The 23,352-nt window shown below is 64.5% G+C and carries 18 protein-coding genes and 2 pseudogenes; 11 read left to right on the top strand and 9 right to left on the bottom strand.

Annotated elements, in window-relative coordinates; translation table 11 throughout:
• The first annotated feature begins 204 nt into the window (after positions 1–204).
• From ACVI1L_RS27190 to ACVI1L_RS27175, 4 genes are all read left to right on the top strand, one after another.
• A complete protein-coding gene (locus ACVI1L_RS27190) occupies positions 205–618 on the top strand; it encodes a Zn-ribbon domain-containing OB-fold protein (RefSeq protein ID WP_016841161.1) in 414 nt (137 codons plus the stop codon).
• Positions 619–622: 4 nt separating this feature from the next.
• Positions 623–1,762, top strand: a complete 1,140-nt coding sequence (locus ACVI1L_RS27185) for a thiolase C-terminal domain-containing protein (protein ID WP_076833558.1) — start codon at positions 623–625, stop codon at positions 1,760–1,762.
• A gap of 109 nt (positions 1,763–1,871) precedes the next feature.
• Positions 1,872–2,786, top strand: a complete 915-nt coding sequence (locus tag ACVI1L_RS27180; RefSeq protein WP_141339456.1) for an SDR family oxidoreductase — start codon at positions 1,872–1,874, stop codon at positions 2,784–2,786.
• Positions 2,787–2,974: 188 nt separating this feature from the next.
• Entirely contained in the window at positions 2,975–4,087 is a 1,113-nt protein-coding gene (locus ACVI1L_RS27175) for an SMP-30/gluconolactonase/LRE family protein (RefSeq protein ID WP_092083305.1), read from the top strand.
• A gap of 134 nt (positions 4,088–4,221) precedes the next feature.
• On the opposite strand, the gene ppc is transcribed toward ACVI1L_RS27175, so the two are convergent.
• The 3 genes from ppc to ACVI1L_RS27160 all read right to left on the bottom strand — a co-directional run bounded on the left by ppc (position 4,222) and on the right by ACVI1L_RS27160 (position 9,819).
• Complete coding sequence (gene ppc, locus ACVI1L_RS27170) at positions 4,222–7,029, bottom strand: phosphoenolpyruvate carboxylase (RefSeq protein ID WP_253610066.1); 2,808 nt, start codon at positions 7,027–7,029, stop codon at positions 4,222–4,224.
• Positions 7,030–7,323: 294 nt separating this feature from the next.
• Positions 7,324–8,868, bottom strand: coding sequence for an acyl-CoA synthetase (locus tag ACVI1L_RS27165; protein WP_456784307.1), 1,545 nt, complete (start codon positions 8,866–8,868; stop codon positions 7,324–7,326).
• 138 nt (positions 8,869–9,006) lie between these two features.
• Positions 9,007–9,819, bottom strand: coding sequence for a crotonase/enoyl-CoA hydratase family protein (locus tag ACVI1L_RS27160; protein ID WP_456784306.1), 813 nt, complete (start codon positions 9,817–9,819; stop codon positions 9,007–9,009).
• 100 nt (positions 9,820–9,919) lie between these two features.
• Between ACVI1L_RS27160 and ACVI1L_RS27155 the strand changes: the two genes are divergently transcribed.
• Complete coding sequence (locus ACVI1L_RS27155; RefSeq protein WP_018270548.1) at positions 9,920–10,795, top strand: SDR family oxidoreductase; 876 nt, start codon at positions 9,920–9,922, stop codon at positions 10,793–10,795.
• Between the two features lie 81 nt (positions 10,796–10,876).
• Here the strand turns inward: ACVI1L_RS27155 and ACVI1L_RS27150 are convergent.
• Positions 10,877–11,776 (bottom strand): annotated as a pseudogene (locus tag ACVI1L_RS27150) (IS481 family transposase); the annotation flags it as partial.
• Positions 11,777–11,990: 214 nt separating this feature from the next.
• Here ACVI1L_RS27150 and ACVI1L_RS27145 point away from each other — a divergent pair.
• Positions 11,991–13,006: pseudogene (locus ACVI1L_RS27145) on the top strand (IS30 family transposase).
• Between the two features lie 86 nt (positions 13,007–13,092).
• The gene (locus ACVI1L_RS27140; RefSeq protein ID WP_456784305.1) at positions 13,093–14,673 is read left to right on the top strand and encodes a fatty acid--CoA ligase; all 1,581 of its coding nucleotides are present in this window, start codon (positions 13,093–13,095) and stop codon (positions 14,671–14,673) included.
• A 169-nt stretch (positions 14,674–14,842) separates the two neighbouring features.
• Here ACVI1L_RS27140 and ACVI1L_RS27135 read toward each other — a convergent pair whose 3' ends face one another.
• Together ACVI1L_RS27135 and ACVI1L_RS27130 are read right to left on the bottom strand one after the other, a co-directional pair.
• Positions 14,843–15,322 (bottom strand): GFA family protein, encoded by a 480-nt coding sequence (locus tag ACVI1L_RS27135; protein ID WP_057015736.1) that lies wholly within the window; start codon positions 15,320–15,322, stop codon positions 14,843–14,845.
• Between the two features lie 15 nt (positions 15,323–15,337).
• On the bottom strand, positions 15,338–16,612 hold the full coding sequence (locus tag ACVI1L_RS27130; protein ID WP_456784304.1) for an acyl-CoA dehydrogenase family protein: 1,275 nt from the start codon (positions 16,610–16,612) through the stop codon (positions 15,338–15,340).
• Positions 16,613–16,832: 220 nt separating this feature from the next.
• On the opposite strand from ACVI1L_RS27130, the gene ACVI1L_RS27125 reads away from it, so the two are divergent.
• Positions 16,833–17,612, top strand: coding sequence for an enoyl-CoA hydratase-related protein (locus ACVI1L_RS27125; RefSeq protein WP_076827202.1), 780 nt, complete (start codon positions 16,833–16,835; stop codon positions 17,610–17,612).
• A gap of 191 nt (positions 17,613–17,803) precedes the next feature.
• Here the strand turns inward: ACVI1L_RS27125 and ACVI1L_RS27120 are convergent, their stop codons facing one another.
• The 3 genes from ACVI1L_RS27120 to ACVI1L_RS27110 are packed head-to-tail and all read right to left on the bottom strand — an operon-like array spanning position 17,804 to position 20,007.
• A complete protein-coding gene (locus ACVI1L_RS27120) occupies positions 17,804–18,175 on the bottom strand; it encodes a DUF6285 domain-containing protein (RefSeq protein WP_229189420.1) in 372 nt (123 codons plus the stop codon).
• A gap of 60 nt (positions 18,176–18,235) precedes the next feature.
• The gene (locus ACVI1L_RS27115; protein ID WP_057015739.1) at positions 18,236–19,219 is read right to left on the bottom strand and encodes a phosphotransferase family protein; all 984 of its coding nucleotides are present in this window, start codon (positions 19,217–19,219) and stop codon (positions 18,236–18,238) included.
• Positions 19,216–20,007, bottom strand: a complete 792-nt coding sequence (locus tag ACVI1L_RS27110) for an enoyl-CoA hydratase/isomerase (RefSeq protein WP_057015740.1) — start codon at positions 20,005–20,007, stop codon at positions 19,216–19,218. The genes ACVI1L_RS27115 and ACVI1L_RS27110 overlap by 4 nt, the downstream gene beginning before the upstream one ends.
• Positions 20,008–20,158: 151 nt before the next feature.
• Here ACVI1L_RS27110 and ACVI1L_RS27105 point away from each other — a divergent pair, with 151 nt between their 5' ends.
• The 3 genes from ACVI1L_RS27105 (at position 20,159) to ACVI1L_RS27095 (ending at position 23,113) form a co-directional block, all read left to right on the top strand.
• The gene (locus tag ACVI1L_RS27105) at positions 20,159–20,941 is read left to right on the top strand and encodes an SDR family NAD(P)-dependent oxidoreductase (protein ID WP_016845858.1); all 783 of its coding nucleotides are present in this window, start codon (positions 20,159–20,161) and stop codon (positions 20,939–20,941) included.
• 345 nt (positions 20,942–21,286) lie between these two features.
• Positions 21,287–21,664 (top strand): VOC family protein, encoded by a 378-nt coding sequence (locus tag ACVI1L_RS27100; RefSeq protein ID WP_057015741.1) that lies wholly within the window; start codon positions 21,287–21,289, stop codon positions 21,662–21,664.
• Between the two features lie 174 nt (positions 21,665–21,838).
• Entirely contained in the window at positions 21,839–23,113 is a 1,275-nt protein-coding gene (locus ACVI1L_RS27095; protein WP_076827195.1) for an acyl-CoA dehydrogenase family protein, read from the top strand.
• Positions 23,114–23,352: the final 239 nt, after the last annotated feature.

Raw genomic sequence — 23,352 nt, 5'->3', positions numbered from 1 at the left:
GTGTCTTGGACGTATCTTGGACGCGGCCCTTCTACGCGCCGGATCGGAGCGACACAAGCAGCGCGGCCTTAGCAATTGTGCGAGGGGCGGAATATGCGGCATGCGCGGGACACAGGCCGCTGCGCGGAGCATGGATGGACCGTTGACGGGCCTTGGTTCAATGTCGCATCAAGACTGTAACGATTTCGGGAGGAGACATCAGACATGGCCGAGCCCGCGCGCGCGAAACCAAAGCCGACACCGGAGACCCAGCATTTCTGGGATGGCACCAAGGCTGGCGAGCTGCGCCTGCAGCGCTGCGATGCCTGCGCCAATGTCTACTTTCCGCCGCGGCCGTTCTGCCCCTCCTGCGCCTCGCGCAAGGTCTCGATCTTCAAGGCCAGCGGCAAGGGCAAGCTCTACAGCTACGTCATCAACCACCGTCCCGCAGCGCCCGGCTTCACGCCGCCTTATGCGATCGCGGTCGTCGAGCTCGACGAGGGCCCGCGCATGATGAGCAACATCATCGATTGTCCGCAGACGCCGGAAGCGCTCGAGCTCGACATGCGGCTCGAGGTCGCCTTCGAGGCGCTCGACGACAAGATCACCCTTCCCTTGTTCCGTCCGGCAAAGGGGTAATGTGATGCGCAGGAACCAGGTTGCCGTCGTCGGTGCGGCCGAAACCACCGAACTCGGCGTCATCCCGAACATTTCGCAGATCCAGCTGCACGCGGACGCGGCGCTGAATGCGATCGCGGACGCCGGCCTGAAGCTATGCGACATCGACGGCTTCGCTACTGCGGTCGAGACCCCGCAGCAGATGGCGCACTATCTCGGCATCACGCCGACCTGGGTCGACGGCACCTCGGTCGGCGGCTGCTCCTTCATGCTGCATGTCCGCCACGCCGCTGCGGCGATCGAGGCCGGCCTGTGCAAGACCGTTCTGATCACGCATGCCGAAAGCGGCAAGTCGATGATCGGCAAGCAGCCGCGCTTCACGCCGGCCGACAGCCTCAACGGCCAGTTCGAGGCGCCGTTCGGCGTCTACGGGCCGCCGAGCATGTTTCCGATTCCCGTGCTGCGGTTCATGAAGACCCACGGCATCACGCATGAGCAGCTCGCGATGGTCGCGGTGGTGCAGCGCGAATGGGCGGGGAAGAACCCGCGCGCGACCATGAAGGACCCGATCACCGTCGCCGACGTCCTGAACTCGCGGATGATCGCCTATCCGTTCCGGCTGCTGCAATGCTGCCTCGTCACCGACGGCGGCGGCGCGCTGATCCTCACCTCGGCCGACCGCGCCAAGGATTTCCCGAACAAGCCGGTCTACATCCTCGGCACCGGCGAGAGCGTGGAAACGCCGATGGTCAGCCAAATGAAGACGTTCGACTCATCGCGCGCCTTCAAAGTGGCAGGGCCGCTGGCCTTCAAGGAGGCCGGCATCACCCACAAGGACGTCGATCATCTGATGATCTACGATGCATTCGCGCATCTGCCGCTCTACGGCCTCGGCGACCTCGGCTTCATGCCGTATGAGGAGACCGGCAAGTTCATCGCCGACGGCAACACCCGCCCCGGCGGCAAGCTGCCGCTCAACACCAATGGCGGCGGCCTCAGCTACATGCACTCCGGCATGTACGGCATGTACGCGCTGCAGGAGAGCGTGCGGCAGATGCGCGGTATCGCGCCGGCGCAGGTGCCGAACGCAAAGATCTCGGTCTGCCACGGCGTCGGCGGCATGTTCGCCGCAAGTGGCACGATCATCTTTACGAACGAGAAGTAACAACTCCGTCGTTCCGGGGCGCGCGAAGCGCGAACCCGGAACCTCGAGATTCCGGGTCTGGTGCTTCGCACCATCCCGGAATGACGGAGAGCAAACCAGGAGAACCGACATGGCAAAATCACTGCAGGATAAAGTCATCATCGTCACCGGCGCGGGGCGCGGCATCGGCCGCGAAATCGCGCTGCTCTGCGCGGCGGAAGGCGCCAAGGTCGTGGTCAACGATCCCGGCGGCGCCGCCGATGGCGCCGGCACGAGTGCCGCGCCCGCCGAGGAGGTGGTCGAGGAGATCAAGAAGCGCGGCGGCACCGCGGTCGCCAATTTCGAGTCGGTGGCGGAAGCCATTCCCGCCAGCAAGATCGTGAAGACCGCGACCGATCATTTCGGCCGGCTCGACGGCGTCGTCAACAATGCCGGCATCCTGCGCGACATGATCTTCCACAAGATGAGCGTGGAAGCGTTCGAGGCCGTCATCAAGGTGCATCTGATGGGCTCGTTCTATGTCAGCCACGCCGCGGCGCGGATCTATCGCGAGCAGGAGTCGGGCTCCTTCGTGCACTTCACCTCGACCTCCGGCCTGATCGGCAATTACGGCCAGGCCAACTACGCCGCCGCCAAGCTCGGCATCGTCGGCCTGTCGAAATCGATTGCGCTCGACATGGGCCGCTTCAACGTGCGCTCGAACTGCGTGTCGCCGTTCGCCTGGACCCGCATGATCGGCACCATCCCGACCGAGACCGACGCCGAGAAGGCGCGTGTCGAGAAGATCAAGCAGATGGGCCCGGAGAAGATCGCGCCGGTCTGCGCCTATCTGCTCTCGGACGCGGCCAAGGACGTCACCGGACAGATCTTCGGCGTGCGCATGAACGAGATCTTCCTGTTCGGCCAGCATCGTCCGGTGCGCTCGGTGCATCGCGGCGAAGGCTGGACGCCCGAGACCGTTGCCGAACACGGCATGCCGGCGCTGAAGGGATCGTTCGCCAAGCTCGACCGCTCGGCCGACGTCTTCACCTGGGATCCGATCTGAACTTGATCTGATCCTCCGATCCGATCTGACAGTTTTATGAAATCGTCGCCTCCGCGAACTCCGCGCGCAATCGCGCTAGGCGGGGGCGACACACTCTTTGGTTGTTTCATCATGGCGTGCCCGCATTGTGCCAGAATTGCGGGGGTATGGTCGTCCTCCCGATAACAAAAAAGCCTGGGAGGACTTTCGTGACAAATCCAAGCAACATTCAGAAACACGAGGGCGACGGTGCGAAGGCGTTCGACCGTCGGACAATCTTGCGCGGTGCAACCGCGCTTGCTGCAACCGCGATGGCCGCATCCGATGCCGCAGCGCGCGACTTCGGCCCCAACGCGGAGCCGCAGCGCTATCCCGATCCAGACATCGTCGTGATCGACGACAAGCGCTTCAAGGCCAAGGTCGGCAACACCGCGATCAAGCGGCTCTACACCGGCTGCCTGTGGGCGGAAGGCCCGGCCTGGAACGCGCAGGGCCAGTATCTGGTCTGGAGCGATATCCCGGCCAACCGGCAGTTGCGCTATCTCGACGATGACGGCCACATCTCCGAGCAATTCCACAAGCCGTCAAACGAGGCCAACGGCTCGACCTTCGATTTCGAGGGCCGCCAGATCACCGCCGAGCGCACCCGGCTGGTGCGCTACGAGCACGACGGAACCGTCACGCCCTTGGCGGAGCAGGCCAATGGCAAGCAGCTCAACGGGCCGAACGACATGGTCGTGCATCCCAACGACAAGTCGATCTGGTTCACCGATCCCGGCTATGGCGCGATCTCGATCTATGAGGGCCAACTGGCCAACACGGGATCGAAGCAGCCCTACCAGAAGGAAGCCGTGTATCGCATCGATGCTGCGACCGGTCAGATCACCAAGGTTGCCGACGAGCCGTTCAAGCCGAACGGCATCGCCTTCAGCCACGACTACAAGAAGGTCTATGTCTGCGACACCGGCATCACGCACTATCCGAATGCCAAGAACATCGTCTGGCAGTACGACCTCAACGGCGACAAGCTCTCCAACCCGCGCACGCTGATCGACATGACGCTGGACGGCAAGTCAGGCTTCCCGGACGGCCTGCGTGTCGACGTCGACGGCAATATCTGGGTCGGCGCCGGCTGGGTCGGACCGGGCTACGACGGCGTGCAAGTGTTTGCGCCCGACGGCCAGCGGATCGGCCAGATCCTGCTGCCGGAGACCTGCGCCAACCTCACCTTCGGCGGCAAGAAGCGCAACCGCCTGTTCATGACGGCAAGCCAGTCGCTCTACGCGGTCTATGTCGAGACGAAGGGCGCGCACAACTGTTGACCTAACCGTCGTCCCGGCGAAGGCCGGGACCCATTACCACTGTAGTTGGTTGTTGAAGAAAGCTGGGGCCCACATCGTTCACGACACTCCCGGTCGTGGTTATGGGTCCCGGCCTTCGCCGGGACGACAGCTAGCTAGCCGCTATTCCTCAGCCCCGCCGAAATCCCGTTGATCGTGATCTGAATCCCGCGCAGCACCTGCTCGTCCGGGTTCTGCGCGCGATACTCCTTCAACAGCTCGACCTGCACGTGATTGAGCGGATCCATGTACGGGAAGCGGTTGCGGATGCCGCGCTCCAGCAGCGGGTTGCCCTGCAGCAGCCGGTCATGCCCCATGATGTCGAGCAGCGTCTCGATCGACAGGTGCCATTCGCGGCGGATCTGGCCGAAAATCTTCTCGCGCAACGCGACGTCAGGCACCAGCTCGGCATAGCGCGAGGCGATCGCGATCGAGCTCTTCGCCAGCACCATATCCATGTTGGAGAGCAGCGTGCGGAAGAACGGCCATTCCCGATAGAGCTCCTGCAGGAACGCCATGCCCTGCTCCGGATGCTCTGATATCCAGCTCTCGACCGCGCTGCCGAAACCATACCATCCCGGCAGCATCAGCCGGCATTGCGCCCAGGAGAACACCCACGGAATGGCGCGCAGGTCCTCGATCTCGCGGGTCTTCTTGCGCGAGGCCGGGCGGCTGCCGATGTTCAGCGTCGCGATCTCGTTGATGACGGTCGAGCCCCAGAAATAATCGGCGAAGCCTTCGGTCTCATAGACAAGGCCGCGATAGGCCTTGAAGGCGAGCGCGGAAATCTCCTCCATCGCCTTGAGATATTCGGGGCGCGGCGCGCTCTGCCGAGGCTGCAGCAGACTGGTTTCCAGCGTCGCCGCGGCGAGGATTTCCAGATTGCTGCGGCCGACCTCGGCATTGGAATATTTCGACGAGATGATCTCGCCCTGCTCCGTGATGCGGATCTGGCCGTTCACGGCGCCGCCGGGCTGCGCGATGATCGCGTCATAGCTCGGGCCGCCGCCGCGGCCGACCGAACCGCCGCGGCCGTGGAACAGGCGCAGCCGCACGCCGTGGCGCTCGAACACCTCGACGAGGCCGATCTCTGCCTTGTAGAGCTCCCAACCCGAGGTGACGAAGCCGCCATCCTTGTTGCTGTCGGAATAGCCGAGCATCACCTCCTGCACGCTGCCGAGACTGTCGACCAGCTTGCGATAGTCGTGCAGCACCAGCATGCGGTCCATGATGCCGCTGGAGGCCTGCAGATCCTCGATGGTTTCGAACAGCGGCACGATGTTGACGGCGCTGCGGCCGGACGGGTTGACGAGCCCGACCTCCTTCAGCAACACCGCGACCTCAAGCATGTCGGACATGCCCTGGCACATCGAGATGATGCATTGAGAGATCACCTCCGGCCCGAACCTGGCGTGCGCCTCGGCCGCGGCTCGGAACACGGCGAGCTCGCTCTGGGTCTCCTCGGAATATTTCACGAAGGGCGAGGCCAGCGGCCGCGCATTGCGCAGCTCGCCGAGCAGCAGGCTGACGCGGGCGTCCTCGCCGAGCGCCAAATAGGACATCCCCGGATTGGCGGTGTCGAACAGTTCGGCGATGGTGCGCTCGTGCACCGCCGAGTTCTGGCGGATGTCGAGTCGCGCCAGATGGAAGCCGAAGCAATCCACCGCCCGCCGCAACAGCCGCAGCCGGCCGCGCGCGATCACGCTGGAATTGTTCGCAATCAGCGAGCGGTTGAGCACGTCGAGATCGGCCTGGAATTCCCTGGCGCGCGCATAGGGCTCGGCCTTGCCGACCGGCGGCCGCGTGGTCTCGACCTCGAGCCGGGAGGCTGTCGCCGCAAGTCTCGCATAGATGCCCGATACGGCCAGACGATACGGCTCGCCGCTGCGATGCGGTGAGGTGTCGGGCGAACGCTCGGCGAGGCTCCGCAGCTCGTCCGAGACGTCGGCGAGATGCGCCGCCAGCGACAATTCGGCGCCAAGCGCATGCAGCTCCTCGAGGTAGAAGTTGAGCGCCTGGCTCGACTGCAGGCGCAGCGTGCCGCGCATCACCTCCGCGGTGACAAAGGGATTGCCGTCGCGGTCGCCGCCGATCCAGCTTCCCATCCTGAGGAAGGAAGCGAGTTCGCCGGCCTCGCCGCCCTCCTTGTTCAGGCGGTCCTCCAGCGCGCAATGCAGCCGCGGCACCTCCTGCAGGAAGGTGTAGTCGTAGAACGACAGGCCGTTGGCGACCTCGTCGAGGACGGTCAATTTGGTCCGGCGCAGCAGATTGGTCTGCCACAACGTCACCACGGCGCGGCGAAGCTGCTCGTCGCTGGCCTCGCTCTCGTCCGGCGTCATCTGCAGCCGCTCGCGGCGGTCGAGCAGATCGGCGATCTCCATCTCGCGGTCCATCGTGCTCTTGCGGCGGACCTCGGTCGGATGCGCGGTCAATACCGGGCTGACCAGTGCACTCTTGAAGAAGCTGCGCAAATCGGCCGGGCTGATGCCGGCCTGACGGGCATGCACCAGCGTCTGTTCCAGCGTGCTCGGCCGCGGCGCCCCGCTCGGGCCGCGGCTGCGCATCTGGCGGATGTTGTTCTGGTCCTCGGCGATGTTGGCGAGGTGGGAGAAATAGCTGAAGGCGCGGACGATCCGCAGCGTCTCGGCAATCGACATGCCGTCGAGGATGCTCTCCAGCTCCCGCCGCGCCAGCTTGTCCTCGTCGCGATGGAAGCGAACCGAGGTCTGGCGGATGCGCTCGACCAAGTCGAATGCATCGGCCCCTTCCTGGTCGCGCACGGTGTCGCCGAGAACGCGCCCCAGCAGGCGGATGTCGTTCCGGAGCCGCGCATCCTCCTCCTGCGCAGTCGCTTCCAGAAGGCTGGCCTCTGCGGCACGTTTGGCGCGGATTTCCGTCTCGGGCGGCATGGTCTGGGGAGGCATTACCTGGGGAGACATGGCTCGGCTACTCCGGAGGCTGCCCGGCTCCTCCCGAGTGTGCGCTTTTTTTGCCGCAGCGCAAGATGAACTTGGTGGCGGTGCACACACACCAATGTCGTCCCGGCGAAAGCTGGGACCCATCACCACCGGCGGCTGCGGTCGAAGCAAGCTGGGGCTACTGCAGCGCGCAACACGGAGATTGGTGGTTATGGGTCCCGGGTCGCGCGGAGCCTGTCATCAGGCGGCGCTTCGCGCCGACCCGTTGGCTTGCCCGGGACGACGGCGAGTTTTGTGGGGCTAGATCCTCCGCCCCGCCCGCTCCCAATAGGGATCGCGCAGCCGGCGCTTGAAGATTTTTCCGGAATCCTCGCGCGGCAGGCTGGTCTGGATCTCGATGTGCTTGGGCACCTTGTAATCGGCGAGCGCGGTCTTCAGCTGGGCGCGGACGGAGGCGATGTCGAGCGCGACGCCGGGCTGCGGCTCGACCACCGCCATCAGCGCCTCGCCGAACTCGGCATCGGGAATGCCGAACACCGCGCAGTCGTGCACGCCGGGGACGGCATGCAGCACCGCCTCGATCTCGGCCGGATAGATGTTGACGCCGCCCGAGATCACCATGTCGCGCTTGCGATCGCAGATGAAGACGTAGCCGTCGGCATCGATATAGCCGACGTCGCCCGAGGTGATGAATCCCTGCCGGTCGATCTCGGCGCGCTTCTCGGCCTTGTTGTGATAGGTGAAATCGGGATTGCCCTTGATCCGCGAATAGATCTCGCCGATCTGGCCCTGCGGCACCTCCTTGCCGTCGTCGCCGATGAAGCGCAGCTCGGCGCCGGGCGAGATCTTTCCGACCGTGCCGGGCTTCTTCAGCGCGTCCTCGGAATTGGCGAAGGTCACCGCGCCTGACTCGGTCGAGCCATAGAATTCATAGATCACCGGCCCCCACCATTCGATCATGGCGCGCTTGACGTCGGGCGGACAGGGCGCGGCGGCATGGATGATGTGACGCAGCGATGACATGTCGTACTTGCGGCGCACCTCCTCGGGCAGCTTCATCAGGCGGATGAACATCGTCGGCACCATGAAGATGGTGTCGATCCGCTCGCGCGCGATCAACTGCAGAAACTCCTCCGCGTCGAAGCGCGGCATGAGCACCAGCGCGCCGCCGAGCTTGCCCGAGCGCAAGCCGAAGGAATTCGGCGCGGAATGGTAGAGCGGTCCGGGCAGGATCGCGCGTGCACCGGGCTTCAGGCCGTAGATCATCGCGCGCATTGCTTCCGCATTGGCGGTCTGCTCCGGCGTCGGCGCGAAGCGGCGCACGCCCTTCGGATGGCCTGTGGTGCCCGAGGTGTAGATCATGTTCTGCGGCTGCGGCACTACCGGGCCGTCATAGCGCGGGAATTGCGCCAGCCAGGCTTCGAAATTGATCGCGAAATCCGGTGTCGCCAGATGATCGGGATTGATCTTGTAGTTGGCGAGGATTTCCGGTGGCGTCGGCACGCTGAGCACGATGACGCCGGGCGGGATCGCGCCGCGCAGCGGATGCAGCATGTCGGCATGACCGATCAAGACGCGCGTGCCGGAATCCGTCAGCACATAGTTGATCTCCTCCGGCTTGAAGTGCCAGTTGATCGGCACGCCATAGGCGCCGAGCCGCATCGCGGCATAGGCAGCCTCGATGAAGGCGATGTCGTTGCGCATCAGCATGCAGACGCTGTCGCCCGGCTTGACGCCGAGCTCGTTGAGGCCGCTGGCAATACGGTCGGCGCGCTCGGCCACTGCAGCGTGATCGCGCCGGCGACCGCCGCTGACGATGCCGAGGAAGGGCTGGGACGTTTCCATTGTCGTTGTCCGATCTTTCGTCGGGTTAAATGTCATTCCGGGGCGCGCAGAGCGCGAACGCGGAATCTCGAGATTCTCCGGTGCGCAATTGCGCACCATGGTTCGATGCTGCGCACCGCTGCGGAATGACTGCGGTCGTTACCCCGCATCCACAAACCTTGGCGCGCGCTTCTCCAGATTGGCGCGCACGGATTCGGTCTGGTTCGGGCTGCCGAGCAATTTCTGCTGCTCGACCGATTCCGCGAGCAGCGCGGCCGCCGGGTCGACCGACAGATTGTTGAGCACGCGCTTGGCGGCACGGATCGCATCCGGGCTCTTGCCGGCGATCTCGCGCGCGACTTCGAGCGCCGCGGCGCGCGGGTCGTCGCAGACGCGGGTGGCAAGGCCGTAACTTTGGGCCTCCTGCGCCGAGAAGATGCGACCGGTATAGGTGAGCTCGCGCAGGATGTCGTCGCGCACGAGGCTCGCCAGAATCGGCGTGCCCGCCATGTCGGGCACAAGACCCCATTTGATTTCCATGATCGACATCCGTGCATCCTGCGAGAGGAAGCGCATGTCGGCGCCGAGCGCGAGCTGGAAGCCGCCGCCGAACGCGACACCGTGAACCGCTGCGATCACGGGCACCGGAAGCTGGCGCCAGCCCCAGACCGCCTGCTGCGGGAAATTGGCCTTGCCGTGGGTGCGGACGGTGAGATCGCGCTTCTCGCCGCCCGGCACTCCGTTACCGCCATCCTTCATGGCGGCGAAACGGCCCATGTCGAGCCCGGCGCAGAACGCCCGGCCCTCGCCGGACAGCACCACCACCCGAACGGCTTTTTCCCTGGAAAGCCGGTCGGTTGCGGCCACCAATGCCTCGAACATCGCGGCGTCGAGCGCGTTCATCTTGTCCGCCCGCACCAGGCGGACATCGGCGATACCGTCCGAAATCGATATCGAAACGCGATCTTCCATTGAAATCTCCTCCGCTGTTCCTTGTTGGCGCTTTACAGAAAGGCCGTTGTCCGCTTTTAGTCAATCGACCAATTAACTGACAACCCCCGTGGAGGAAACGATGTTCTCTGATCAGCTTCTTGCCGGGCGGCGCATACTGGTAACCGGTGGTGGCACCGGCCTCGGCAAGTCCATGGCCTCGCGGTTCCTGCAGCTCGGGGCCGAGGTGCATATCTGCGGCCGCCGCAAGAGCGTGTGCGACGAAACCGCCACCGAGCTGATGGCCGAGCATGGCGGGCGCGTGGTCAGCCACGGCGTCGATATCCGCAACGCCATGGCGGTCGACGAGATGATCGAGGCGATCTGGACCACCAGCGGCCCCCTCACCGATCTCATCAACAACGCCGCCGGCAATTTCATCTCGCGCTCGGAAGAATTGTCGCCGCGCGGCTTCGATGCGGTCGCCAATATCGTGATGCACGGCACCTTCTACGTGACGCACGCGGTGGGCCGGCGCTGGATCGCCGGCGGCCATCGCGGCAACGTGGTGTCGATCACCGTGACCTGGGTGCGCAACGGCTCGCCCTATGTGGTGCCGTCGGCCATGAGCAAGTCGGCGATCCACGCCATGACCATGTCGCTTGCGATCGAATGGGGCCGTCACGGCATCCGCCTCAACACCATCGCGCCCGGCGAGATCCCGACCGAGGGCATGAGCAAGCGCATCAAGCCCGGCGACGAGGCCGGTGCGCGCACCAAGGCGATGAACCCGATGGGCCGCGTCGGCACCATGGAGGAATTGCAGAACCTCGCGGTGTTCCTGATCTCCGGCGGCTGCGACTGGATCAACGGCGAGACCATCGCCATGGACGGCGCGCAGGCGCTCGCGATGGGCGGTAATTTCTATCAGCTCCGCGACTGGAGCGACGACGACTGGACCAAGGCGCGCGAGTCGATCAAGGCGCAGAACGAGAAGGATCGCGCGGCGCGGGGCTGAGGCCCGCGCTTGCTCCTCAATCACTACTGTCGTCCCTGCGAAAGTGTTTGGTCCCGTATGATTGGCGAGGGCCCGCATTGGGGCCTGGTAGCGGAGGCATTTGAGCCTGGTTCGATTGTAGTCGTGGACGAATTTGGCGATGAAGGTGTCTCGATCGGCGTGATCGATGAAGGTCCGCCGGGCGCTGCCACGCTTTGTTTCGCGGCCAATGGCTTCGGCGATGCGCCGGTTGAAACGTTCGACGAGGCCGTTGGTCTGCGGATGGTAGGGCTTGGTCAGGCGATGCTGGATGGCGCACTGTCGGCAGAGTTGATCAAAGGGGTGGTCGCCGGAAGGCTTCCCGGGCGGCTTGTTCTTCTTGTCGACGGCGAAGCGGTCGGTGAACTCGGCACCGTTGTCGGTGAGGATAGTGTGAACCTGGTGCGGAAAATCAGCCAGGAAGCGCTTAAGGAAACCGGTCGCGGTCGCTCCGTCCCGCTTGGAATGGACCTCGACAAAGACGTAGCGGGTGGCTCGGTCGATGGCGACAAAGGCATAGCTAGTGCGGCGCTGCAGTGCCGGCAGATACTTCACGTCGATATGGATGAAGCCGATACTGGCATTCTCGAAGACGCCGGCTTTGGGCTTGTCAGGCTTGGCAAGCCGGCTGATGCCATTGCGCTGCAGGCAGCGGTGAATAGCACTACGGGACAGCTTGGCGTTGATGCATCGCCGCATCACCTCAACGATGTCGTCCAGCGGCAATTGGAGCGACGTCCGCAGTTCGCAAACGGCCCTTTCTTCAACCGCGGAGAGGCTGGTCGTGAGGTTCTTCGGCCGGTGCGAGCGGTCTTCGACCGTCGTGCGGCTGCGCCAGCGATAAATCGTGGTCTCGCTGACCCCCAGTTCGGCCGCCAACTGAGCGACCGACTTCCGGCTGCGCTGGATGTAGGCACGTGTCTTCGGCGTCGTCGTGGCGTTCGCGTGCAAGCTCAGTTCCATGACACGAGGCGCTCCCTAACAAAGGCCACGCCTCGTTCTACACCGATTCCATCCAACCAATCTGCAGGGACCAAACACGAAAGCAGGGCCCATAACCACCGCTGCGCGTTGTCGAGCTCGCTGTGGCTCCAGCGTCGCGCCACATACAGATTCGTGGTTATGGGTCCCCTGAGTTCACAAACGAAGTGCAACACTTCCTTGAGGAGGTGTTGCCATGGGGCGGACTTACAAGCAGCTCTCTCTGGACGACCGATGCGAGATTGCCTGCCTATCGGCCAATGGCAGCTCGGTCCGGCAAATCGCGGCAGCTCTGGATCGCTCGCCATCAACGATCTCTCGGGAACTGAGGCGCAATCGGGGGAGCCAGGTCGGCTACAAGCCGAGCTATGCCCAGCACCAGATGCGAGCGCGGCGCTGGACGGGCGGACGCCTCGAACGGGAGCCCGGCCTGCGCCGCGCGGTGTTGCAACGCCTTCGCTGCGGCTGGTCGCCCGAGCAGGTCGCTGGCCGGCTGGCCCGCGAGTACGGGCGCAAGGTGATCTCCCACGAGACCATCTACCGCTTCATCTATCGCCAACTCAGGCGCACCACGGACTTCAACTGGCGGCGCTATCTGCCGCGCGCCAAGAGCAAGCGCGGCTGCCGCGGCAAGCGGGGCGGCAGCCCCGCAAGCTTCATCGAAGGCCGTGTATCCCTGGCAAATCGGCCGCTCGAAGCGGCCGACCGCAGCGTGCCCGGACACTGGGAGGCCGACCTGATGATGTTCTCGAAATACGGTCAGGCCGTGCTGACCGTGCATGAGCGCACCTCGCGGCTGTTGCTCGGCATCCGCCTTGCCAGCAAGGTCGCGCGCGGTGTCGCCCGCCATCTCGTGGGCTTCTTCGCGCCCCTTCCACAAGAGCTGCGCCAGAGCGTTACCTTCGACAACGGCACCGAGTTCGCCGCTCACCTGGCGCTGCACCGCCTCTCGATCGCGACCTTCTTCTGCGATCCCCATGCCCCTGGCAGAAGGGTGGCATCGAGAACGCCATCGGCAGGATGCGCCGCTTTATTCCCCGCAAGACGGATCTCGTAACCCTCTCGACCGCCAGATTCCGCCAGTTCATCGCCGCCTACAACAACACCCCGCGCAAATGCCTTGACTACCGCACGCCTGCCGAGTCCTTTGCTCAAGTGTTGCACTTCGAATGTGAATCCACCTCCCGGCCTTCGCCGGGACGACGATGTTGAAACAGCGCGGCCAATTCCTCCGTATTGTTTTTCCCGCGCGATGCCGCCACACTCCGTGCAACCAAAACAAGACGTCACGGGGGAACATGTCCGACGCGCAGAAACTAACCAATCTTGCCGACATGGTGCGCGAGCGCGCCAAGAGCCGCGGCGACGCGCTGGCCTATGAATTCGAGGGACGGCAAACCAGCTTCGCCGGGTTCGACATCAAGACCAACCGCGTCGCCAACGCGCTGATCGCGATGGGCGTCGAGAAGGGTGAGCGCATCGCCTATCTCGGCAAGAACAGTGACTTCTATTTCGAGCTGTTGATGGGCGCGATGAAGGCCGGTGTGGTGATGGCGCCGGTGAACTGGCGCCTTGCAGGCCCCGAAGTCGCCTTCATCGTCGACGACTGCAAGGCCCCCGTCCTGTTCGTCGGCCCCGAATTCATCACGCAGGCGCGCAACATCCGCGACAAGCTGCCGAGCGTTCGCACCATCATCACGACCGAGGGCGGCGCGCCGGAATGGCCCGCCTTCGTCGCCTGGCGCGATGCGCAGGGCGGCGACGACCCGCGCGTTGCGATCGAGCCGAAGGACATCGCGATCCAGCTCTACACCTCGGGCACGACGGGCAAGCCGAAAGGCGCGATGCTGTCACACGCCAACTTCCTCAACCTCGTGCAAAGCGGCAACGAGGCCGAGAAGCCGGAATGGAACCGCTGGACCACCGACGACGTTTCGCTGGTCGCGATGCCGATCTTCCACATCGGCGGCTCCGGCTGGGGCGTGATGGGGCTCTATCACGGCGCCCGCGGCGTGATCGCGCGCGAGTTCGACCCGACCAAGGTGCTCGACTTCTTCGAGCAGTCCGGCATCACAAAGCTGTTCATGGTGCCGGCCGCGATGCAGTTCGTGGTGCGGCAGCCGCGCGCGCGGCAGGTCGACTTCTCCCGCCTGAAATACATGCTCTATGGCGCCTCCCCGATTCCGGCGGCACTGCTGAAGGAGTGCATCGAAGTCTTCAAATGCGGCTTCGTGCAGATGTACGGCATGACCGAGACCACCGGTACCATCGTCGCGCTGCCGCCGGAGGACCATATCGAAGGGCTCGATCGCATGCGCTCCGCCGGCAAGGCGTTGCCCGGCATCGAGCTTGCGATTCTCGATCCGGACGGCAAGCCGCTGCCGCCGGGCGAAGTCGGCGAAATCGCCACCCGCTCCGGCTCCAACATGGCCGGCTACTGGAATCTGCCCGAGGCCACCGCGCGCACCATCGACAGCGACGGCTGGCTGCGCACCGGCGACGCCGGCTACATGGACAAGGACGGCTATCTCTACATCCACGACCGCATCAAGGACATGATCATCTCCGGGGGCGAGAATATCTATCCGGCCGAGGTCGAGAGCGCGCTGTGCGACCATCCGGACGTGGCGGAAGCGGCCGTGATCGGCATCCCCGACGACAAATGGGGCGAGGCGGTGAAGGCCGTGGTGGTGATGAAGCCGGGCAAGAGCGCGACCGCGACCGACATCATCAACTTCACCCGCGAGCGGATCGCCGGCTACAAGACGCCGAAATCGGTCGACTTCATCCCGGCACTGCCGCGCAACCCGTCGGGCAAGATCCTGCGGCGGAGCCTGCGTGAACCTTACTGGGCGGGCAAGGACCGGCAGGTGAACTAGCGGTCTCTGTCGTCCCGGCCAAGCGAAGCGCGAGCCGGACCCATAACCATCGTTGTTCATTGTCTGTCGACGCTGGGGCCACATCTCGTTCAACCAATAGCCGACTGTGGTTATGGGTCCCTGCTTTCGCCTGCTTTCGCAGGGACGACGGTGGAGGGAGTGTCGCACTTCACTTCTTCCCCGTCCTCTCCCGCAAGACGCGCCACCGCTCCTGCGCCTCTTTCGGCCAGACCTCTTTCCGATCGTAATACTCGGCGAACACTTTCGCGCCCGGCGGGAACGTCACCCAGGGCTGCTTCGACGAGGTGAAGATGTGAGCATCCGGCGGGCACTGGCTCGGATCATCCAGCGTGCCGACGCGGACGAAGCGTACCGCCGGTCCCGCGCCTGGATAGTTGCTCCACACCGCGACCTTGCAGATGGGGCAACGCGCGATCTTCTGTCCCTTGCCGCTCGCCGAGGGCGTGTCGACGATCTCGGGCTCGGCCGCGATATGCTCGACCCGCTCGGCCTCGTACAACGCGTTGAGCGCGTGCACGGTGCCGGTCTCGCGCTGGCACCAGGTGCAGTGGCAGGCGTGCACGATCAGCGGCCTGCCGGTCAGGCGGTAGCGGACGTTTCTGCAGGTGCATCCACCTTCCATGCTCATGCCGCCTCCTCTGCGTTAGTGCTTGCCGGCTCCCATGTAGCCGAACAGGAAGCCCGCCACTTTGCGCTTCTGGATCTCCTCGCTGCCTTCCGTGATGCGATAGCGGCGGTGATGGCGGTAGATGTGCTCGAACGGCTTGTGGCGCGAATAGCCCATGCCGCCATGCACCTGCATCGCGCGGTCGGCGGCTTCGCAGCACAGACGGTTTGCCCAGAAATTGCACATCGAGACCCGGTCGGACAGCGTGTGCTCGACCTGCGCCTGGGTCAGTTGATCCATCTCCCAGGCGGTCTTGCGGATCAACAGCCGCAGCATCTCGGCCTGGGTCGCGAGCTCGACCAGCGGCCACTGGATCGCCTGGTTCTCGGCCAGCGCCTTGCCGAACGGCTTGCGCTCGCGAGCATATTTCACGGTCTCATTGATGCAGTACACCGCAGCGCCGAGCGAGCTCGCCGCCTGGCGGATGCGGTTCTCGTGCACGAAGCATTGCGCCAGCGACAGGCCGCGGCCGACCTCGCCGAACTGCGCATCCTCCGGCACGAACACATCGGTGAAGCTGACCCGCGGATGGTCGGTCGGCATGTTGAAGGTCCACATATACTCTTCGACCTTCACCCCCGCCGATTTCGCCGGCACCAGGAAGCAGCTGATGCCGCGCGCGTCGCCGTCATTGCCCGAGGTGCGGGCAAACAGCGCGCAGTGCGTGGCGACATGCATGCCTGTCGTCCACATCTTCTCGCCGTTGATGATCCAGCCCTTGACGTTGTCGCGCGTGGCCTGAACCGCTTTGGTTTCCATATGGGTGGCGTCCGAGCCGTGCTCGGGCTCGGTCAGACCGAACGTGATGCGGTACTTGCCGGTGATCGAGCCGTCGATCATCGCCTTCTGCTCGTCGGTTCCGTAGCGGTCGAGCATGGTCACGATCGGCAGATTGCCGACGATCGAGTGTTCGTTCTGCAGGTCGTTGTGCAAACCGAGACCCTTTGAGGCAAAATGTTCGCGGATCACGGCCATCCACAGGTTGGAGCCGTCCTTGCCGCCATAGCGCTTCGGGATCGCGAAGCGCAGATGGCCGGCGGCATCGGCCAGGTTCTTGGCCTTGCGCAGCAAGAGCTCCCATTCATGGCGCGGCAGGCCGCCCTTGTCGAAATCGGTGCGCGCCCATTCACGGCGATGGTCGAAGAAGCGGATGTTGTCGTCAGCCTCTTCCAGCGGCTTGATCTCGCGTTCGATGAAGCGATCGAGCTCAGCGAGATAGGCTGTCAGGTCAGCCGGCAAGTTGAAATCCAAGGCGGTCTCTCCCGGAAATATTGTTGATTCTGATTTTGCGTCTAGACGCTGTCGCGCATCCGCGTTCGGATCGATTAAGGTGAGAAGCCTGTCGCCAAGTCAAGCAGGCGAGCGAGGCTTGCACGCGCGGTCGCCTTGCGTAATTGGATGGCACGGAACGACGCGCAGGCGCTAGGATATCAGCAATATTCTTCGCCGCAGAAAATCGACGGGAGCAAACATGGATCTGAAATTCTCCAAGGTGACGCGCAGGGGTCCCATCACCATCGTGACGCTGTCGCGGCCCGAGGTCTACAACGCGCTGCATATCGACGCGCATTTCGAGCTCAACAAGGTGTTCGACGAGTTCTCCGCCGATCCCGAGCAGTGGGTCGCGATCGTCACCGGCGCCGGCGACAAGGCGTTCTGCGCCGGCAACGACCTGAAATGGCAGGCTGCCGGAGGCAAGCGCGGCTGGGACAAGGGCGGCTTCGCCGGCCTGACCACCCGCTTCGACTGCGACAAGCCGATCATCGCCGCAGTCAACGGCGTCGCGATGGGCGGCGGCTTCGAGATCGCATTGGCCTGCGATCTGATCATCGCTTCCGAGAATGCGACCTTCGCCCTGCCCGAGCCGCGCGTCGGCCTCGCTGCGCTGGCCGGCGGCCTGCACCGGCTGCCGCGCCAGATCGGGCTGAAGCGCGCCATGGGCATGATCCTGACCGCCCGCCATGTCAGCGCCAAGGAAGGCCTCGAACTCGGCTTCGTCAACGAGGTGGTGCCGCAGGGCGAGGCGCTGGCAGCCGCCGAGCGCTGGGCCGAGACCATCACCAAGAACTCGCCGATGTCGATCCGCGCCTCCAAGCAGGCGATCCAGAAGGGTCTCGAAGTCTCGCTCGAGCAGGCACTGGCCGAGCAGCGCGACTATCCGGCGGTGAAGGCGATGGCCGCCTCGCAGGATTACATCGAGGGCCCGAAGGCGTTTTCAGAGAAGCGCCCGCCGAAGTGGCTGGGGCGGTAGCACGTCCCTTCTGTCATTCCGGGGCGATGCGAAGCATCGAACCCGGAATCTCGAGATTCCGGGTCTGGTGCTGACGCACCATCCCGGAATGACGGCAATCCTGTCATGACGACGTGGGATGGGTAGAGCGTAGCGAAACCCATCGAGGCTTGGCGCGTGGTCCTGATGGGTTTCGCTTCGCTCTACCCATCCTACTTTCCGAGCTCCCGCTTGTAGGACGCGTAGTTCGGCTGGTCGACGGCGAGCTTGTCCATCGTGGTCTGCCAGAGATGCTCCGATAGCCCCGGCGTTTTCAGATCGACCTCGCCACCTGCGATCTTCCCCGACAGCACGCGGTTCAGCTCCATCAGCGTCCCGTCGGTGCCCAGCAATTGCTTCAGCCGCGCGGCCTCGGTCGCATCGCCGGCCTCGGCGAGCGCGAGCTGCCGCGTCACCAGGTCGAGCGCGTTGATGCCGACGCGCAGCTTGAAGCCGTTGTGCCCCTTGATCGCGGGCGCGATCTCGCTGCGCAGGAAGTCGGCGACGGCCTTGATCAGTTCGGTGGGTGTCGGTTCGTCCTGCATGTCACTTGCTCTCTTTCTTGCGCATGATCGATTCCGAAGACCGGTCTCCACGTTTCGGGATCATGCGCGCGGCGCCAGCAACCGCAGCAGATCGATCTCGGTCTCCGACGCGCGCCGCCCGATCATCGCGCGCTCCATCGAGTGATCCGGGCCGCTTCGGAAGCGCTGCATCATGCCGCAACACATCACGCCCCAGCGCAGCGTGCCCATCACTTCCCAGAACATCACGCGCTCGGGGTCGGCCCTGCGGCCGGCTTCCTCATAGCCCGCGAACAAATCTTCGCGCGTGCCGAAACCGCCGACCGGCTTGTCGATCTCGCCGAAGCGCCATGAGTTGACGCAGATCCATCCGAGATCCTCCATCGGATCGCCGGTATGCGCGAGCTCCCAGTCGAGCACCGCGCGCACCCCATCGGGACCGATGATCAGATTACCGTGGCGGAAATCGCCATGCACCAGCGTCGTCTCCGACGACGGACCGGGATCGTGATCGCGCAGCCAGCGCAGCGCCAATTCGAACACCGGCCGCGGCCAGTTGAAGCTGTGATACTCGCGGGAGAGATCCTCGATCTCCCTGGTCGCGGTCAGGCTGCGCAGCTTCGGCAGCTTGGCCTTCGGCAGGCCATGGATGCCGGCGATGACGCGGCCGAGCTGGCGGGCGAGAATCGGCCGCGCGCCGGCAAATCCCTCGTCGCGCAAAATTTTCCGCGCGATGGTCTCGCCTTCGACCCGCGCCATGATGAAGCCGCGGCCAAGGCCGTCCTCCGGCCTCAAGACATGCATCACCTTCGGCGACGGCAGGCCCGCGTCATGCGCGAGCTGCATCAGCGTCGCCTCGGCATCGAGGCCGGCGGCGCGGCCCGGCGCGGCACCGTAGCCCGGCGGCGCGCGGCGCAGGATCGCGCCGACAGTGCCGTTCGGGTGCACGATGTCGAACGACCAGGTCTCCTGGCTGGCGCCGCCGGAGAGTTTTGCGGCGCCGGTGACGCCGGTTGCGCCTGGATGAAACGAGGCGACGCAGCGGGTGAGCTCGGTCTCGATCATTTGCCCTTGAACTTCGCCGGCCGCTTCTCGAGGAATGCGGTGACACCTTCCTTGAAATCCTCGGCGCTACCGGCAAGGCGCTGCGACTCGAATTCCAGATTGAGCTGATCCTCGAGGGTATTTTCCGGGCTGTCCCAATAGAGCTTGCGGATCAGCGACAACGCCACCGTCGGGCCGTTGGCGAGATCGTGCGCGAGCTTCATGGTTTCTTCCATCAGCGCGGCGTCGTCATAGACGCGGTTGACGAGACCCCACTCCAGCGCCTTCTCGGCCGGCAGCCGCTCGCCGAGCAGCGACAGCTCGACCGAGCGCGCCTTGCCGATCAGCCGGGGCAACAGCCAGGTCGAGCCGCAATCCGGCACCAGGCCGATGCGGCGGAACGCCTGCAGGAAATAGGACGAGCGCGCGCACAGGATGAGGTCGCCCATCAGGGCGAAGCTCATGCCGGCGCCGGCGGCCGGACCGTTCACCGCCGTCACGATCGGACAGTGCAGCTTACGCAATCGGCGCAGGAACGGATGGAACGCGGTCTCCAGCGCCGCGCCGGCATTGCTCTTGCCGGGCTTCTGCTGGTTGCGGCCCTGCAGATTGGCGCCGGTGCAGAAGGCGCGGCCCGCGCCCGTGATCACCAGGCAGCGCACCTCATCGCGCCTGTCGTCGATCGCATCGAGCGCTTCTGCAAGCCCGCCCAGCATGTCGATCGAAACCGCGTTCATGACTTCCTGGTGGTCGAGCCTCAGGATCGCGACCGATCCGTCGAAGTCGAGCGTGACGTGCTTGAACTGCATGGTTTCCTCTTCACGTTGTTTCGGCGGCGGGTACCGCGGTAGGTCGATGCTTCGACCCATATTTGATTTTTGTGCCGGGCTTGTCCATGGTCGGCGGCAAGCCCATCCGTGAACGCGTGATTAGCGCGCACCAAACCAAATGGAAACCCCAATGAGTGGCATCTTCGATCTCACCGGCCGCGTCGCTGTCATCACCGGCGGCAACGGCGGCATCGGCCTCGGCATCGCGCAGGCGCTGAACGCCGCCGGCTGCAACGTCTCGATCTGGGGCCGCAACGCGGAAAAAAACGCCAACGCCGCGGCCTCGATGAAGGCCGGCCCCGGCAAGGTCGCGACGCAATTCTGCGACGTCAGCGATCCCGGCTCGGTCAAGACCGCGATGAAGGCAACCCTGGACACCTTCGGCCGCGTCGACGGCTGCTTCGCCAACGCCGGCATCGGCGGCGGCGGACGTAGAGCCTTCATCGACCGCACCGAGGAGGAATGGCGCAAGATGTTCGCGACCAATCTCGACGGCGTGTTTCACGTATTCCAGGCTGCGGCACGCCACATGACCGACCGCGCCGAGGCCGGCGACAAGTTCGGCCGGCTGGTCGCCACCTCGAGCCTCGCCTCGCTGTTCGGCACCGCGCGCAATGAGCACTATGCCGGCACCAAGGCGGCGCTGAACGCGCTGTGCCGCGCACTCGGCGTCGAGCTCGCGCGCCACGGCGTCACGGCGAACGCGATCCTGCCCGGCTGGATCAAGAGCGACATGACCGCCGGCATCATGGCCAACGACAAGTTCGTCGCCAATGTGATGCCGCGCATCCCCCTGCGCCGCTTCGGCGAGCCGAGCGATTTCGGCGGCATCGCCGTCTACATCATGAGCAAGGCGTCGTCCTATCATACGGCGGATTGTTTTGTGATCGACGGCGGGTACACGGCGTTCTAGCCCGGCTCTTGCCGCATCAACGCCGTCGTCCTGGCGAAGGCCGGGACCCATACGCCGCGGCGGATGTTGTGAACGGGACTCGTCGTACCAGCATCGCACCACAAATGACATCGGTAGTTATGGGTCCCGGCCTTCAACGGGACGACGCTGAATATGTGGCGCGCGGTTGAGTCATACATCCGCACTCTCGCGGCGCAGTTGCGCGGCGTGGAATGACGGCCGGAGAGCGACGGATAGAACAACGCGCGACGCAGCGTCGCTTCCGTCGCGGCAAAACTGCTGCTAGCGTTTGAGCCGCAAGGGACGCAATGAGGCGGCTTTTAACAAGCAGGGAGGATATTTCAGATGTTTTCACACGTGATGGTTGGCACCAACGATCTGGACAAGGCCAAGGCGTTCTATGATGCGCTGCTCGGCACGCTCGATGTCCGGCCGGCCCGGGTTGACGGTCACCGCATCATGTACCTCACCAAGGCCGGCATTTTCATGGTGTCCAAGCCGATCAACGGCGAACCGGCGACGCATGCCAATGGCGGCACGATCGGCTTTGCCTGCTCTTCGCCGGAGCAGGTCCATGCCTGGCACGCGGCCGGCGTCGCCAATGGCGGCAAGCCTTGCGAGGACCCGCCGGGCGTACGGGAAGGTTCTGGCGTGAAGCTCTATCTTGCCTATCTGCGCGACCTCGACGGCAACAAGATCTGCGCGATGCACCGGATGAGCTAACCGGCGTCCGCCGGAATCTTTCACGCTGCACGCGGCGGCGTTCAAACAACGTTTGAAACGCCGTCGCTAAATTCCGCGATGCGGTAGAGGTGATCGGAAAATCGGTACTCGCGCTTGGCGTCGCACGCGTCTATTGTCCGCCGCGAAACGCGCCTTCGCGAGGGAGAAAAGACAGTGAAACATGCCTATGTGCCGCGCACCACGAACTACACGCTCAGTCCGGGCGACGAGCTCAATGACCTGCGCATGTCGGACAAGGTCCGCCCGCTCTACGACCATGTGAAGCAGTTCATCCGCGACACGGTCGACCCGATGTCGGTCGAGTTCTATCGCGCCGGCGAGAAGAAGACCAACCGCTGGAGCTTCACGGACGAGCAGCTCGCGATCCTGCAGAAGGCCAAGGACAAGGCCAAGGAAGTCGGCCTCTGGAACTTCTTCCTGCCCGATGCAGAAACCGGCGAAGGCCTCAACAACCTCGACTACGCCTACATCGCCGCCGAGCTCGGGAAGAGCCCGCTGGCCTCCGAGACCATGAACTGCTCGGCGCCCGACACCGGCAACATGGAGGTGCTGGAGCGCGTCGGCACCAAGGCGCAGAAGGAGAAGTGGCTGAAGCCGCTGCTCAATGGCGAGATCCGCTCGGCCTATGCGATGACCGAGCCGAACGTCGCCTCCTCCGACGCCAAGAACATCTCGACCACCGCAAAGCTCGTCGGCGACGAGTGGGTGATCAACGGCGAGAAGTATTACATCTCCGGCGCCGGCGATCCGCGCTGCAAGATCATGATTGTGATGGTGAAGACCAATCCCGATGCCGCGCCGAGCAAGCAGCAGTCGCAGATCCTGGTGCCGATCGACACCCCCGGCGTCGAGATCCTCGGGCCCATGCATGTGTTCGGCCACGACCACGCGCCGCGCGGCCACATGCATCTGCGCTTCAACAATTGCAAGGTGCCGAAGGAAAACATGCTGCTCGGCGAAGGCCGCGGCTTCGAGATCTCGCAGGTCCGCCTCGGACCGGGCCGCATCCATCACTGCATGCGCACCATCGGCAAGGCCGAGAAGGCGCTCGACATGATGGTGCAGCGCGGCCTGACCCGCGAGGCCTTCGGCAAGAAGATCGCCCATCTCGGCGGCAACATGCAGATCATCGCCCAGGCGCGTTGCGAGATCGAGGCGATGCGGCTGATGGTGCTGAAGGCGGCCAAGGCGATGGACGTACTCGGCAACAAGGAAGCCCGGGTCTGGGTTTCGATGGTCAAGGCCATGGTGCCCGAACGCGCCTGCAAGGTGATCGACCAGGCGATCCAGATGCACGGCGCCACCGGCATCTCGCAGTGGTCGCCGCTCGGCGAAATGTACCAGGACGTCCGCCATCTCCGCTTCGCCGACGGTCCGGACGAGGTGCACTGGATGGTGGTCGGCCGCCACGAACTGAGCATGCCGTAGTCGCTTCTTCTCCTTCTCCCCGCTCTTGTGGGGAGAAGGCCGGGATGAGGGGCTGCCTCCGCAAGCACGGTGAGAGATAGTCTCGCGGAGAATCCCCCTCACCCGGATCGCATCTGACGATGCGATCCGACCTCTCCCCGCAGGCGGGGCGAGGTAAGGGAAGAGCGCTCCAAGGAACAAAAACAAACAAGCAAGTCTGCAAGGCGGGTTCGCGCGAGCGTAACCCGCCTTTTGCTTTG

The organism is Bradyrhizobium sp. USDA 4516, from assembly GCF_054055915.1.
Note: the sequence above shows the minus strand (reverse complement) of the source record. Positions and strands in the feature narration are given on the sequence as shown.

Excerpts from the sequence above, each read along its gene's own strand:
- ACVI1L_RS27185 (WP_076833558.1), top strand. The coding sequence starts at position 623 with ATGCGCAGGAACCAGGTTGCCGTCGTCGGTGCGGCCGAAACCACCGAA.
- ACVI1L_RS27140 (WP_456784305.1), top strand. The coding sequence starts at position 13,093 with ATGTCCGACGCGCAGAAACTAACCAATCTTGCCGACATGGTGCGCGAG.
- ppc (WP_253610066.1), bottom strand. The coding sequence starts at position 7,029 with ATGCCTCCCCAGACCATGCCGCCCGAGACGGAAATCCGCGCCAAACGT.
- ACVI1L_RS27160 (WP_456784306.1), bottom strand. The coding sequence starts at position 9,819 with ATGGAAGATCGCGTTTCGATATCGATTTCGGACGGTATCGCCGATGTC.
- ACVI1L_RS27110 (WP_057015740.1), bottom strand. The coding sequence starts at position 20,007 with ATGCAGTTCAAGCACGTCACGCTCGACTTCGACGGATCGGTCGCGATC.
- ACVI1L_RS27165 (WP_456784307.1), bottom strand. The coding sequence starts at position 8,868 with ATGGAAACGTCCCAGCCCTTCCTCGGCATCGTCAGCGGCGGTCGCCGG.
- ACVI1L_RS27105 (WP_016845858.1), top strand. The coding sequence starts at position 20,159 with ATGAGTGGCATCTTCGATCTCACCGGCCGCGTCGCTGTCATCACCGGC.
- ACVI1L_RS27100 (WP_057015741.1), top strand. The coding sequence starts at position 21,287 with ATGTTTTCACACGTGATGGTTGGCACCAACGATCTGGACAAGGCCAAG.
- ACVI1L_RS27190 (WP_016841161.1), top strand. The coding sequence starts at position 205 with ATGGCCGAGCCCGCGCGCGCGAAACCAAAGCCGACACCGGAGACCCAG.
- ACVI1L_RS27180 (WP_141339456.1), top strand. The coding sequence starts at position 1,872 with ATGGCAAAATCACTGCAGGATAAAGTCATCATCGTCACCGGCGCGGGG.
- ACVI1L_RS27120 (WP_229189420.1), bottom strand. The coding sequence starts at position 18,175 with ATGCAGGACGAACCGACACCCACCGAACTGATCAAGGCCGTCGCCGAC.
- ACVI1L_RS27135 (WP_057015736.1), bottom strand. The coding sequence starts at position 15,322 with ATGAGCATGGAAGGTGGATGCACCTGCAGAAACGTCCGCTACCGCCTG.
- ACVI1L_RS27125 (WP_076827202.1), top strand. The coding sequence starts at position 16,833 with ATGGATCTGAAATTCTCCAAGGTGACGCGCAGGGGTCCCATCACCATC.
- ACVI1L_RS27115 (WP_057015739.1), bottom strand. The coding sequence starts at position 19,219 with ATGATCGAGACCGAGCTCACCCGCTGCGTCGCCTCGTTTCATCCAGGC.
- ACVI1L_RS27155 (WP_018270548.1), top strand. The coding sequence starts at position 9,920 with ATGTTCTCTGATCAGCTTCTTGCCGGGCGGCGCATACTGGTAACCGGT.